The following is a 12043-nucleotide window of genomic DNA, read 5'->3' on the forward strand; positions in this document are numbered from 1 at the left end:
GCGTCCCTACGGTGGGCGGCAACGGCCGGGCCGCCGCCCGGCGGGAACCGACGCCGAAGGAGGAGTCCCCGTGGAACACCTCAGCCGCATGCTGGCGACCCACCCCAACACGCAGGAGGCCCAGAACAAGGCGCTGCTGGCCGAGTGCGTGGCCGCGTGTCTGGACTGCGCCGCCACGTGCACGGCCTGCGCGGACGCGTGCCTGTCCGAGGAGATGGTCGCCGACCTGCGCGGCTGCATCCGCCTGAACCAGGACTGCGCGGACGTCTGCGCGGCCACGGCCCGGATCCTCTCCCGGACCGGCTGGAACACGGAGGTCCTGCGCGAGGTCCTCGAGGCCTGCGAGGCCGCCTGCCGCGCCTGCGCCGCCGAGTGCTCCTCCCACGCGTCGATGCACGAGCACTGCAAGGTGTGCGCGGACGCCTGCCGCCAGTGCGCCGAGGCGTGCGCGGCGCTGCTCGGCTCGGCCCGGTAGGCCCGAAAGGCAGGACGGGCCCGGACGCACCGCCGTGGGCGCCGGGGCGCGCCGGGCTTCCGGCCGCCGGGCGGCCTGGTCCCGCGCCGCGGCGGCCGGGCCTACGAGCGCACGGGGCGCTTGGGCGGGACGAGCCGGCGCCCCGCCTGGGCCTTGAGGACCCAGTCGGTCACCTTCCGGACGTCGTCAGGCTCCATCTCGAGTTCGTGGCACCGGTCCACGACCGTCTGGATCGGCACCGGCTGCCCCTCGAGGCGCGCCTCGTCGAGGGCCGTCCGCAGCACCGACTCGTCCGTCCGCTTCAGCCCCGCCGCGTCCCGGACGGCGGAGGTGGCTGCCAGCCGTTCCAAGGCCAGCTCGATGGGTTTCGGTAGCTCCAACATGACCTCAGCCTAAGCACCCGGCCGCCCGCCGCCGTCGTCCTCGACTGAGCCGTTCGTCACGCCGGTGCGCTGGCGCGCCCGCCCGGTTTCCTCGCAGAACTCCAGGAACGCGCGCAGGCGCAGGCTGGGGCGGCGCGTCGCCACGTACGCGACGCAGATGTCGCTGTGCCCGACCTCGCCCTCGATCTCCACCTCGGCCAGGGGCAGCCCGTCGTAGCTTTCCTTCACGGGGGGCCGCTGGACCAGGACCGTGTAGCCCAGGCCGCGGGCCACCATCCCGCGCACGGCCTCGAAGCTGCGGGACCGCCACGCGATCCTCGGATCGAGCCCGGACAGCCGCAGGTTCACGAGCTGGTTGTCCCGCACGGTCGGGATGTCCAGCGAAACGAACGGCTCGTCGGCCAGCTCCTCGAGGCGGATGCTGCCCCGCCGCGCCAGGGGGTGTCCGGCCGCAAGCAGGACGTAGGGGCGGCCCGGCATGATGGTCTTCGACGCGACGCCCTGCACGACGTGCCGCGTGTGCGTGATGACGGCGTCCAGGTAGCCGTCGAGCAGCCGGCGCTGCAGCTCCGCGGCGTCCCCCTCCTCGAGCCGGGCGGTCAGGCCCGGGTTCGGCAGCAGGAACCCCTCGGCGATGGCCGGCAGCCAGAACGGGGCCAGCGTCATGTAGCAGCCGAGCCCGAAGGGCCCGACGAGCCGGTGCTGCCGCTCGGCCACCCGCTGCGTGACCTCCTCGGCGTGCCGCACCAGGTCGCGGGCGTCGTGGAGGAACTGCTGGCCCGACGCCGTCAGGACCACGCCGCGGGCGCGGTGGCGCACCAGCAGCTGCGTCCCGACGATGCGCTCCAGCTCCGTGAGCGCCTGGGACAGGGCGGCCTGGGAGACGTGCAGCGCGCTCGCCGCGGCGGAGATCGACCCCGCGTCCGCGACGGACACGTAGTACTGGAGCTGCCTCAGCGTGAAGTCGGACACCGCACCAGCGTAAGCGCCGTCGTCCGCGCTCCCCGCGCCTACGCGCCGGGCGCGAAGAGCAGGGCCCCGCCCAGGCCGATGGCCAGGATGACCCCGGTGGACGCCGCGGCGAGGATGACGGAGCGGCCGCCGACCTTCAGGATGGACTTGACGTGGACGCCGAGCCCGAGCGCGAACATGGCGCCGGCCAGCAGCGCCGTCTGCAGCCACGCCCCGACCTCCAGGACCGGCCCGGGGACCCAGCCCGTGGAGCGCAGGACGACGGCGGCGAGGAACCCGGCCACGAACAGCGGCACGATCGGCGGCAGCTTGCCGCCCTCGGGCGCCGCGCCCTCGCGCCGGCGCTTCCACGACAGGCCGGCGATGATCGGGGCGAGCATCAGGACGCGGGCCAGCTTGACCGTGACGGCGACGGCCAGGGCCGTGGCGCCGACGGCGCCGCCGGCGGCGACGACCTGCGCGACCTCGTGCGTGGAGGCCCCGATCCACAGTCCCGTCGCCTCGGGGGCCAGGCCCAGCAGCGCCCCGAGGAACGGCACGGTCGGGATCATCAGGGTGCCGAACAGGACGACGAGGCCGATCGCGGTGGCGGTTTCGTGCTCCTCGGCGTCCGTCGCGCTTTCGGTCGCGGCGACGGCGGCGGCCCCGCAGATGGAGAAGCCGGACGCGACGAGCAGCCGCTGGTTGGGGCCGATGCCCATCCGCTTGCCCAGCCAGAGCGTGAACCAGAACGTCAGCCCGACGGCGGCGACGACCACGAGCAGGACGCCGGCCCCGAGGCCGAGGATCTGGCCGAGGGAGAGCTGCAGGCCGAGCAGGACGATCCCGAGGCGCAGCACGCGCTTCGACGCGACCTTCACGCCCGGCTGCCACGCGGCGGGCACGGGCAGCAGGTTCCGCCAGGCGGCGCCCAGCAGGATGGCCAGCAGCAGGGCGCTGACGCCGGGCAGCACGCCGGCGAGGACGAGGACGACGGCGGTGGCCGCGGCACAGACGGCCAGCCCGGGCAGCAGGGCCGCGAGGCCGGTGCGGCTGCGTGCCCCGGCGGGGGCGGCGGGCGGTGTCGTGGTCTGGGCGCGGGGTTCCATGTCCCCCACGTTTCCATCCGGGTGCCGGGCCCTGTACCCGCAGCCCGGCCATGCGGTCATATGATGCTGATATGACCGATGCCCAGCCCGTGGATTGGATGCAGCTTCCCGCGCTGCGCCTGCTCGTCGCCGTGGCGGACGAGGGCAACCTGAGCCGCGGGGCGCGCGCCGTCGGCATGGCGCAGTCGAACGCGAGCCGCGCCGTCGCCACGCTCGAGCGCCGGCTCGGCTACGCGCTGCTGAACCGCTCGACGAGGGGCTCCTCCCTGACCACGGCAGGGACGCTGACCGTCGAGTGGGCGCGCGACGTGCTCGACGCGGTGGACCGCCTCGGAGCCGGGGCCGCGGCCCTGTCCGCCGGGTCGGCGGCGGAGCTGCGGGTCGGCGCGAGCATGACGGTGGCCGAGCACCTGGTTCCGGGCTGGCTGAGCACCCTGCGCGCCGTGGAGCCCGGGGTGCGGGCGACGCTGCGGATCGCGAACTCGCGCGACGTCGCCGCGGCGGTGCGGGACGGTTCGCTGGCGATCGGGTTCGTCGAGGGGCCGCGCGTGCCCGGGGACCTGCGCAGCGCCGTCGTGGCCACGGACCGGCTCGCCGTCGTCGTCCCCGCCGGGCACCCCTGGGCGGCGCGGGAAACCCCGGTGCCACACGCGGAGCTGGCGGCGACCCCGCTGGTGGAGCGCGAGCCGGGCTCGGGGACGCGGGCCGCGCTGGACGAGGCCATCGGCGAGCGCACCGGGCCGGTGGCCGAGCTGAACTCGAACTCCGCGATCTGCGCGGCCGTCGCCGCGGGCCTGGGCCCGGCGGTGCTGAGCACGCTGGCGGTCGGCGCGGAGCTGAAGGGCGGGCGCCTGGTCGAGGTGCCGGTCGCGCGGCTGGAGCTGCGCCGGCAGCTGCGCTGCCTCTGGTACGGCGCGCGGCGGCCCGTGGGCGCCGCGGGCACGCTGCTGGACGTGGCGCTGGGGCGCCACGGGTAGGACGACGGCGGCCGCCCCCGGCTAGTTCTCGCCGCGCAGGGGCGAGCCCTTCACGGAGAAGCGCAGGCCCTCCATCCGGCCCGAGAGGATCGGGCGGGCCGCGGCGATGGCCGCCTGGACGCTTTCGAGCTGCAGCGAGTCCGCGTGCGCCTTGGCCGACGTCCACAACTCGGAGACGAAGACGGCGTTCGGGTCGTCCTCGTTCACCCCGACCTCGTAGAGGAGGCAGCCCGCCTCGGCGAGCTCGGGCGAGTGGCGGGTGAGGAGCTCGACGAGCTCGTCGCGGTGTCCGGGCAAGGCCTCCAGGAGGCCGACGTTCGCGTAGGTCATGCTCCGACCCTCGCCGGGCGCGGGTGCCCCGTCAAGGCCCCCATGATCTCCTCGACCGTGGCCATCTCCCCGAACAGCGCGAGGCTGGAGACGGTCGCCGCGTGCGCCTCCGGCGTCGCGGCCGAGCACGCGTCCGTGGCCAGGATGGTGCGGAAGTCGTAGTCCGCCAGGTACCGGAAGGTGGACTCGACCGACGCGTTCGTCGCGACGCCGGCCACGATGACGTTGTCCAGCCCGCCGAACTCGCGGGCCAGGTTCGTGTCGACGAACGGGTTGGGGCGCGAGTGCCGCACGACGTGGTCCTCGGGGCGGACGTCCGCCTCCTCGGTGAGCTCCGCCCCCGGCGTCCCCTCGGCGAGCGCGCCCGCCTCCTGCGCCATGGCCAGCAGCGGGATCCCCGGGTTCGAGTCCGAGTAGTCGGGTTCCAGGGCGATGCGCACCCACACGACCCGGCCCCCGGCCGCGCGCAGGGCGGCGGCGAGCCGGTTCACCTGCCCGATCGTGCCGACGCGCTCGACCTCGGCGCGAAACAGGGTCCCGAACGCGGTGCCGGGGGCGACGATGTCGTTTTGCAGGTGCACCACGACGAGCGCGGTCTCGGTGGCGTCGATCTTCTCCATGGCGGTCCTTTCACGGTGCCGGCGGTGGTGCCAGCCTAGCCACCGGCGCCGCGGCGCGGCAGGGGTGTGGAGGACGACGGCGGGGCGCTCGTCGTGCGGGTCAGTCCAGGGACAGCCCGGGCCGGCGGCGCGCCACCAGCGGGCCCGCGGCGAAGGCCCCCGCCAGCAGCACCAGGATCCCGGTGGAGAACGGCCCGAAGGACTCCTCCGCGACCAGGGCCGGCAGGTTGGCGAGGATGATGGCGAGGAACCCGAGCAGGCCCAGCAGGCCCGCGGCGGGGGCGATCCCGCGGGACCAGGTCCGGCCGGCCCGGCCGGTCCGCGCGAAGAACGCGAGGATGGCGACGCTGGTGGCGACCAGCAGGACCACGACGCCCACGGAGGAGATGCCGCCGAGCCAGGTGTAGAACTGCGCGATCGGGTCCAGGCCGGCCAGGGCGGCGGCAGCGATGAGCCCGCCGGCGGCCAGCGACACGACGAGCGACGCCGTGGACGGCGCGGCCAGCCGCGGGTGCACGCGTCCCAGCCGCGCCGGCAGCACGCCGCGCGCCCCGAGCTGGAAGAGGTACCGGGCGGCGATGTTGTGGAACGAGAGGATGCAGGCGAACAGGCTGGTCACGAAGAGCAGCTGGACGATGTGCCCGCCCACCGCGCCCAGGTACTGGACGGTCGTGTCCTGGAGCAGCGTCCCGGGGCGGGCGGCCGCCTCGGCGACGACGCGCGACTCCCCCACGGCGCCGATGAGCAGCCACGAGGACACCGTGTAGAACAGCCCGATGCCGATCAGGGAGATGTAGGTGGCGCGCGGGATGGTCCGCTCCGGGTCCTTGGCCTCGTCCCGGAACACGGCGGTCGCCTCGAACCCGACGAAGCTCAGGATGGCGAACAGGATCCCCATGCCGGGCGAGCCGGAGACGATCTCCGCCGGCGTGACGGCGCCGGTCGCGAACCCCTCCGGCCCTCCCCCGGCGGCCAGGACGACGGCGTCGAGCGCGACGACGACGGCGACCTCGGCGAGCAGCAGCACCGCCAGGACCCGTCCGGAGAGCTCGATGTTCCGGTAGCCCAGCACGGCCACCGCCGCGAACCCGGCCGCGGACCAGGCCCACCACGGCCACTCGGGTCCGCCGTAGGCCGCCACCAGCGCCGCCATCCCGGGGCCGAGCAGGCCGAAGACGCCGGCCGTGAGCGCCAGGTAGGCGAGCAGCGCGACGAAGGCCGCCCCGAGCCCGGCGGCCTGCCCGAGGCCGCGGGCCACGTACGAGTAGAAGGCGCCGGCGGTCCGCACGTGGGCGGTCATCTGCGTGAATCCCACGGCGAAGAGCAGCAGGACCACCGTGGCGACGACGTAGGCGAACGGGAAGCCCGTGCCGTTCCCGCCGGCGATCCCCAGCGGGACCGGCCCGCCGATGACGCCCAGCGGCGAGGCCGCGGCGACGACGATGAACACGATCGAGGCGGTGCCGAGGCGGCCACGCAGGCGGGTGGGGGCGGGGGCCGCGTGCTGTGGGGCGGCGGCGGAGACGGGAGCGGTCATCGTGGTTCTTTCGGCGGGAGGGGGTGGATCGTCACGCCACGCTAGGGACGCCGCGGCCGCGTCGCCGAGCGTGCGGCGCCGTGAGACGCCCGGCGACGGCCTGTGACGGGCAGGCGCCCCGGCCGCCGGGCCCGGGCCATGGCGCGCGCGCCCGCGGACGTAGCATGGCGTCATGCCGCGACACCGGCCGTCACGCAGTTGCGCCGGCCCCGGCACCCGCCCCGAGGCCGCAGGGTCCGTGATCGCGGCTAGTCGAGCCCCAGCAGGCGCACCGTATGGAGGATGTGTCCAGACATCTCCCGCCGGGCCGCGTTCGCGTCCCCGGCCTCCAGCGCTTCGACGATCCGCACGTGGTCGGCATGGCGGTGTTCGGTGTGCTCGCTGAAGTTGCCACCGGCGCCAAGGGTGTTGACGAGGTAGTCACTGAGATCCCACATGCGCCGAGACAGCGACTCAATGACCCGGGAGCCGGCCATCTGCTGGATCTGGTCGTGAAAGTCCCGGTTCGCCTCCCGGTAGCGTCTGGCGCGCAACGAGGGGTCAGCGACACCCGAGAGGCCCTCCGTCAAGGACAACAGTGAGCGGAGCCCGTCGACCTGAAGGGGCGTTCGGCGTTCGGCCGCCGCCGCAGCAACCGCACCCTCCGAGGCCGCGAACACATGGAAGAAATCCGCGACCTCGGTGGGCCCGTAGGCCATGGGCCGGCAGCCCACCTGGGGAAGGATCTCCACGATGCCGTCCGACGACAACTGCCGGAACGCCTCCATCACCGGCTGTTTCGACACCCCGAACTCCGCGCGCAATTCCTCCATCGAGATCCGCTGCCCGGCGGGAAACCCGCCCTCGATGAGCCGCGTCTTGAGAGCCACATAGACCCGGCCCGCGAGGCGTCCACCCACTGCTTCGCTTCCCAGCGCCACGCACTCTCCTCTCCTCCGATGCCCATCCTGCCACCGGACACGCCATCCGGGACCGGGGACGCTCCCACTAAAGCGTGCCGCTGTTCGGCACACACTCTTCTACTGGCATGCTAGTCGACTAGCCTGAGAGTGATGCAGGCAACACTGGAGGAGGGTTCCATGTCCCGGAACTTCACAGACACGACAGGGGCCGCCGACGCGGCCGACGCCGCGGCCGGGCCTACCGGCTTCGACACCGATGTTGTCGTCGTCGGCACCGGACCGACCGGCGCGACCACGGCTTTGGCTCTCGCGACCTACGGAGTGCGGACCATGATGGTGTCGCAGTGGTCGTGGCTGGCGAACACGCCCCGCGCCCACATCACCAACCAGCGGGCCGTGGAGGTACTGCGGGACCTCGGCCTCGAGGAGGAAGCCAAGAAGTACGCCGTGCCGTGGGACCAGATGGGCGACACGCTCTTCACCACCTCACTCGCCGGCCCCGAGATCGCCCGGCTTCAGACGTGGGGCACCGGCGACCTCCGCGCCGGGGATTACACCCGGAACAGCCCGTGCACCATGCTCGACGTCCCCCAGACGTACATGGAGCCACTGCTCGTGAAGAACGCGGCAGAGCGCGGCGCCAAAGTCGCCTTCTCCACGCGGTACCTGGGGCATGAGCAGGACGACGACGGCGTCACGGTGCACCTGCTGAACCGCACGTCCGACCAGAAGTACTCCGTGCGCGCCCGCTACCTGGTGGGTGCCGACGGGGCCAAGAGCCGCATCGCCGAGGACATCGGGCTGGAACTCGTCGGGCACACGGCCCGCGCCGGAACCGCCTACGTCAGGTTCCGGGCCGATCTGTCCCGCTACGTCGCGCACCGCCCGTCGATCCTGCACTGGATCCTCAATCCGGCAGCCAACTTCGGAGAGATCGGCATGGGCCTGCTGCGCGCCGTCCGCCCCTGGGACGAGTGGATCGCCGGCTGGGGCTTCGACCTGACCGCTGGCGAGCCCGACCTGTCCGATGAACGCGTCCTCGCCCAGATCCGTACGCTCGTCGGCGATCCGGACCTCGAGGTCGAGCTTCAGGGATCCAGCACCTGGTACGTGAACCAGCAACATGCGACCTCGATGTCGAAGGGCCGCGTCTTCTGCGGCGGGGATGCGACGCACCGGCACCCGCCGAGCAGCGGCCTTGGGTCCAACACTTGCATGCAGGACGCCTTCAACCTCGCATGGAAGCTCGCCTACGCGGTCAAGGGGTGGGCCGGGCCGGGCCTGCTAGAGACGTACTCGGACGAGCGGACACCGGTCGGCGCACAGATCGTCGCCCGCGCCAACCAGTCGCGCCTCGACTACGCGCCGCTGCGGGAATGCTTCGATACGCGCGGCCCGGATGGCACCCAGGATGTCGCCCACGGCCTGGCCCGCCTCAACGCCCCCACCGCGGAGGGTGAGGCGCTGCGGGAACGGCTCCTCGGGGCCCTGGAGCTCAAGAACGACGAGTTCAACGCGCTCGGCGTCGAAACCAACCAGCGGTACGCGAGCTCCGCCGTCATCCCCGACCCCGAGGCGGGCGATGAGGTCTTCGAACGCGACCCGGGCCTGTACGCGCAGCCGACAACACGCCCAGGCGCCAAGATCCCGCACGCATGGCTGGTCGGACCCGATGGTCGCCGGGTTTCGACCATCGACGTCACGGGCCATGGACACTTCACGCTGTTGACCGGACTCTCCGGCACCGCGTGGAAGGAGGCCGCCGCCCGGCTCGGGGCGCCGTACCTGCGCACCGTCGTCATCGGCCAGGACGGCATCACCGACCCGTACCTGTACTGGGCGCGCGTGCGGGAGACCGCCGAGGCCGGCGCCCTGCTCGTGCGGCCCGACGGCGTCGTCGCCTGGCGCCAGCCCCATGCCGTCCGCGACCCGGAGGAGGCCCTAGCACTGCTGCGCGGCGCCGTGGCCGCTGTCCTGTCCGTTCACGTTCCCGCACTCCAGGAGGCCTGATGTCCACCAAGCAAGCCCCGCGGCCCACGTCGCCCTTGAAGGTGGCCATGGCCAGCTTCATCGGGACCACGGTCGAGTACTACGACTTCTTCATCTACGGCACCGCCGCGGCCCTCGTTTTCCCGCGGCTGTTTTTCCCCGAGGCCACCCCGCTGATGGGCACGCTGCTGTCCTTCGCGACCTTCGGCGTCGGCTTCCTTGCCCGCCCCGTTGGCGGCATCGTCTTCGGCCACTTCGGCGACCGAGTCGGCCGGAAGAAGATGCTGGTCATCTCGCTGGTCGGCATGGGCTTGGCCACCCTGCTCATGGGCCTGCTGCCGGGCTACGCGCAGATCGGCGTCGCGGCTCCGATCCTGCTGACCGTGCTGCGCCTGTTCCAGGGCGTCATGGTCGGCGGCGAGTGGGGCGGTGCGACACTCATGGCCGTCGAACACGCACCCCGGGGCAAGAAGGGGTTCTACGGCGCCTTCCCCCAGACCGGCGCCCCTGCCGGCACCGCCCTGGCCACCGTGGCTTTCTTGACCGCCGCCGGCCTGCCCGACGACGCGTTCCTGGCGTGGGGCTGGCGCCTGCCGTTCCTGGCCAGTGCCGTCCTGGTCGCGGTCGGACTGCTCATCCGCCTGAGCGTCGCAGAGTCCCCGGCCTTCGCGGCGGCGCGCGAACAGCAGGAGATCGTCAAGGTGCCCCTCGTCGAGGCCTTCCGGCGCCACCCTCGGGAGATCTTCCTCATCGCGGGCACGTACCTCTCGCAGGGCGTTCTGGCCTACATCACCATGAGCTACCTGGTGAACTACGGGTCCAATATCGTAGGCATCGACCGAATGGGGACCCTGTTGGGTGTATTCATCGCCGCCGTGATCGCCACGGTCCTCTACCCGGTGTTCGGCGCACTCTCCGACATCTGGGGACGAAAGACGATGTACTTCACGGGCGCCGTCGCGATGCTCCTGAGCATCTGGCCCGCGTTCGCGCTCATCAACACGGGAACCGTGGCCGGCTTCATCGCTGCGGTAGTGCTGCTGTTCGGTCTGGCCATGCCGCCGGCGGCCGGCGTCACCGGGTCGCTGTTCTCGATGGTCTTCAGCCGCGAGGTCCGCTACACCGGCGCCTCCGTCGGGTACACGATCTCGCAGATCGCCGGGCCCGCCTTCGCCCCCACCATCGCGACGGCGCTGTTCGCGGCGTTCGGCACCTCCGACGCCGTGGTCGTCTACCTTCTGCTGGTCGGACTGGTCTCCGTCGTATCTGTGGCGATGCTGCCCGGCGGCTGGGGACGCCGCGAGGCAGCACACAACCTCGAGCGGCAGGAGGTCAGGGACACCGCACTGGTCTGACGGCGGACCAGCGGACGGCGGGGAACCCGGATTCCTGGTCCCCGCCGTCCGTTCTAGCTGGTGTCCCGGCGTCTGCCGTCATGCAAGACTCGTGGGACCCACGAGTCCCACTCCGAAAGGAACCGCATGACCGCCGCGCACCCCGGCCCCGCCGTCGCCCCCGAGGAGGACCTCGACCGGTACGACCCGGAGTACCGGCGGTGGCTCGCCGAGGCGGTCCAGAAGGTGCGGGCCGAGGCGAACCGGTCGGCGGACACGCACCTGCTGCGCGTGCCGCTGCCGGAGGCCTGGGGCGTCGGCCTGTACCTCAAGGACGAGTCGACGCACCCCACGGGCTCCCTGAAGCACCGGCTCGCCCGGTCCCTGTTCCTGCATGCGCTGTGCAACGGGTGGATCCGCCCCGGCCGGCCCGTCATCGAGGCCTCCAGCGGCTCCACCGCGGTGTCCGAGGCCTACTTCTCGCGGCTGATCGGGGTGCCGTTCGTCGCCGTCATGGCGCGCTCGACCAGCGCCCAGAAGGTCGACCTGATCCACTTCCACGGCGGGACCTGCCACTTCGTCGACAACGCCGACGAGGTCTACGACGCCGCGATCGGCCTGGCGCGGGAAACGGGCGGGCACTACATGGACCAGTTCACGTACGCGGAGCGGGCCACGGACTGGCGCGGGAACAACAACATCGCCGAGTCGATCTTCGAGCAGCTGGCCCTCGAGGAGCACCCCGAGCCGGAGTGGATCGTGGCCACCGCGGGAACCGGCGGCACCTCGGCGACGCTCTCCCGCTACGTCCGCTACACCGGCCGCGCCACGGGGATCTGCGTTGCCGACCCCGAGAACTCCGCGTTTTTCCATGGCTGGCGCGACGGCGACCCCACGGCGACCACGCCCGCGGGCTCGCGGATCGAGGGCATCGGCCGACAGCGCGTCGAGGCCAGCTTCATCGGCACCGGCATCGACCGGATGATGCGCGTGCCGGACGCGGCCTCGGTCGCGTCGGTCCTGTTCCTCGAGCGGCTCCTGGGCCGCCGCACCGGCGCCTCCACCGGCACCGGCCTCTGGGCCGCGCTGCGGATCGTCTCCGAGATGGTCGCCGCGGGCCGGCGGGGCAGCGTCGTCGCCCTGATCTGCGACCCCGGCGAGCGCTACGTCGACAAGTACTACTCGGCGGAGTGGCTGGCCGGCGAGGGCATCGACGTCGCTCCGTTCGGCCGGCGGCTGGACGCGTTCCTGGAGACCGGCCTGCTGGACTGACGCCGCCGTCGTCCACCCGGACCCTGCCGCTGGGACGCGCGCCACGTCTGCTACGGTAACCGGCAGGACTCGACACGGGGTGCCGGCAACGGCTGAGACAAGACCCGTCGAACCTGATCTCGATCATGCGAGCGAAGGGATGCCGAGCCGGCGCGGACTCGCGT

General features: G+C 72.7%; 12 protein-coding genes and 1 riboswitch. Of the genes, 5 read left to right on the forward strand and 7 right to left on the reverse strand.

The window, feature by feature from the left end:
• The first annotated feature begins 88 nt into the window (after positions 1-88).
• Positions 89-475, forward strand: coding sequence for a four-helix bundle copper-binding protein (locus AC1Q5D_RS05995; protein WP_481737723.1), 387 nt, complete (start codon positions 89-91; stop codon positions 473-475).
• Between the two features lie 101 nt (positions 476-576).
• Here AC1Q5D_RS05995 and AC1Q5D_RS06000 read toward each other — a convergent pair whose 3' ends face one another.
• Genes AC1Q5D_RS06000 through AC1Q5D_RS06010 form a run of 3 tightly spaced genes read right to left on the reverse strand, consistent with a single transcriptional unit; the run spans position 577 to position 2918 of the window.
• Entirely contained in the window at positions 577-858 is a 282-nt protein-coding gene (locus AC1Q5D_RS06000; protein WP_481737659.1) for a hypothetical protein, read from the reverse strand.
• A gap of 9 nt (positions 859-867) precedes the next feature.
• On the reverse strand, positions 868-1830 hold the full coding sequence (locus AC1Q5D_RS06005) for a LysR substrate-binding domain-containing protein (RefSeq protein WP_481737660.1): 963 nt from the start codon (positions 1828-1830) through the stop codon (positions 868-870).
• 38 nt (positions 1831-1868) lie between these two features.
• A complete protein-coding gene (locus AC1Q5D_RS06010; RefSeq protein ID WP_481737661.1) occupies positions 1869-2918 on the reverse strand; it encodes a YeiH family protein in 1050 nt (349 codons plus the stop codon).
• Positions 2919-2989: 71 nt separating this feature from the next.
• Here AC1Q5D_RS06010 and AC1Q5D_RS06015 point away from each other — a divergent pair, with 71 nt between their 5' ends.
• The gene (locus AC1Q5D_RS06015) at positions 2990-3895 is read left to right on the forward strand and encodes a LysR substrate-binding domain-containing protein (RefSeq protein WP_481737662.1); all 906 of its coding nucleotides are present in this window, start codon (positions 2990-2992) and stop codon (positions 3893-3895) included.
• Between the two features lie 21 nt (positions 3896-3916).
• Here AC1Q5D_RS06015 and AC1Q5D_RS06020 read toward each other — a convergent pair whose 3' ends face one another.
• The 4 genes from AC1Q5D_RS06020 to AC1Q5D_RS06035 form a co-directional block, all read right to left on the reverse strand.
• Positions 3917-4225, reverse strand: coding sequence for a putative quinol monooxygenase (locus AC1Q5D_RS06020; protein ID WP_481737663.1), 309 nt, complete (start codon positions 4223-4225; stop codon positions 3917-3919).
• Positions 4222-4845 carry a cysteine hydrolase family protein gene (locus tag AC1Q5D_RS06025; RefSeq protein WP_481737664.1) on the reverse strand — a complete coding sequence of 208 codons (624 nt, stop codon included), beginning with the start codon at positions 4843-4845 and terminating at the stop codon, positions 4222-4224. The genes AC1Q5D_RS06020 and AC1Q5D_RS06025 overlap by 4 nt, the downstream gene beginning before the upstream one ends.
• Before the next feature lie 100 nt (positions 4846-4945).
• Positions 4946-6382 carry an APC family permease gene (locus tag AC1Q5D_RS06030; protein WP_481737665.1) on the reverse strand — a complete coding sequence of 479 codons (1437 nt, stop codon included), beginning with the start codon at positions 6380-6382 and terminating at the stop codon, positions 4946-4948.
• A gap of 248 nt (positions 6383-6630) precedes the next feature.
• Positions 6631-7302, reverse strand: coding sequence for a GntR family transcriptional regulator (locus AC1Q5D_RS06035; protein WP_481737666.1), 672 nt, complete (start codon positions 7300-7302; stop codon positions 6631-6633).
• 132 nt (positions 7303-7434) lie between these two features.
• On the opposite strand from AC1Q5D_RS06035, the gene AC1Q5D_RS06040 reads away from it, so the two are divergent.
• The 3 genes from AC1Q5D_RS06040 to AC1Q5D_RS06050 all read left to right on the forward strand — a co-directional run bounded on the left by AC1Q5D_RS06040 (position 7435) and on the right by AC1Q5D_RS06050 (position 11879).
• Complete coding sequence (locus AC1Q5D_RS06040; RefSeq protein ID WP_481737667.1) at positions 7435-9294, forward strand: FAD-dependent oxidoreductase; 1860 nt, start codon at positions 7435-7437, stop codon at positions 9292-9294.
• A complete protein-coding gene (locus tag AC1Q5D_RS06045) occupies positions 9294-10628 on the forward strand; it encodes an MFS transporter (RefSeq protein ID WP_481737668.1) in 1335 nt (444 codons plus the stop codon). The genes AC1Q5D_RS06040 and AC1Q5D_RS06045 overlap by 1 nt, the downstream gene beginning before the upstream one ends.
• A gap of 126 nt (positions 10629-10754) precedes the next feature.
• Positions 10755-11879, forward strand: coding sequence for a PLP-dependent cysteine synthase family protein (locus AC1Q5D_RS06050; RefSeq protein ID WP_481737669.1), 1125 nt, complete (start codon positions 10755-10757; stop codon positions 11877-11879).
• Between the two features lie 65 nt (positions 11880-11944).
• A riboswitch (TPP riboswitch) is annotated at positions 11945-12036 on the forward strand.
• Positions 12037-12043: the final 7 nt, after the last annotated feature.

The sequence above is a fragment of the Arthrobacter paludis genome (genome assembly GCF_056782315.1).

What these genes read in the sequence shown, in the direction of transcription:
- AC1Q5D_RS06040 (WP_481737667.1), top strand. Translation starts at nt 7,435, where the DNA reads ATGCAGGCAACACTGGAGGAGGGTTCCATGTCCCGGAACTTCACAGAC.
- AC1Q5D_RS06045 (WP_481737668.1), top strand. Translation starts at nt 9,294, where the DNA reads ATGTCCACCAAGCAAGCCCCGCGGCCCACGTCGCCCTTGAAGGTGGCC.
- AC1Q5D_RS06020 (WP_481737663.1), bottom strand. Translation starts at nt 4,225, where the DNA reads ATGACCTACGCGAACGTCGGCCTCCTGGAGGCCTTGCCCGGACACCGC.
- AC1Q5D_RS06010 (WP_481737661.1), bottom strand. Translation starts at nt 2,918, where the DNA reads ATGGAACCCCGCGCCCAGACCACGACACCGCCCGCCGCCCCCGCCGGG.
- AC1Q5D_RS06025 (WP_481737664.1), bottom strand. Translation starts at nt 4,845, where the DNA reads ATGGAGAAGATCGACGCCACCGAGACCGCGCTCGTCGTGGTGCACCTG.
- AC1Q5D_RS06000 (WP_481737659.1), bottom strand. Translation starts at nt 858, where the DNA reads ATGTTGGAGCTACCGAAACCCATCGAGCTGGCCTTGGAACGGCTGGCA.
- AC1Q5D_RS06030 (WP_481737665.1), bottom strand. Translation starts at nt 6,382, where the DNA reads ATGACCGCTCCCGTCTCCGCCGCCGCCCCACAGCACGCGGCCCCCGCC.
- AC1Q5D_RS05995 (WP_481737723.1), top strand. Translation starts at nt 89, where the DNA reads ATGCTGGCGACCCACCCCAACACGCAGGAGGCCCAGAACAAGGCGCTG.
- AC1Q5D_RS06050 (WP_481737669.1), top strand. Translation starts at nt 10,755, where the DNA reads ATGACCGCCGCGCACCCCGGCCCCGCCGTCGCCCCCGAGGAGGACCTC.
- AC1Q5D_RS06015 (WP_481737662.1), top strand. Translation starts at nt 2,990, where the DNA reads ATGACCGATGCCCAGCCCGTGGATTGGATGCAGCTTCCCGCGCTGCGC.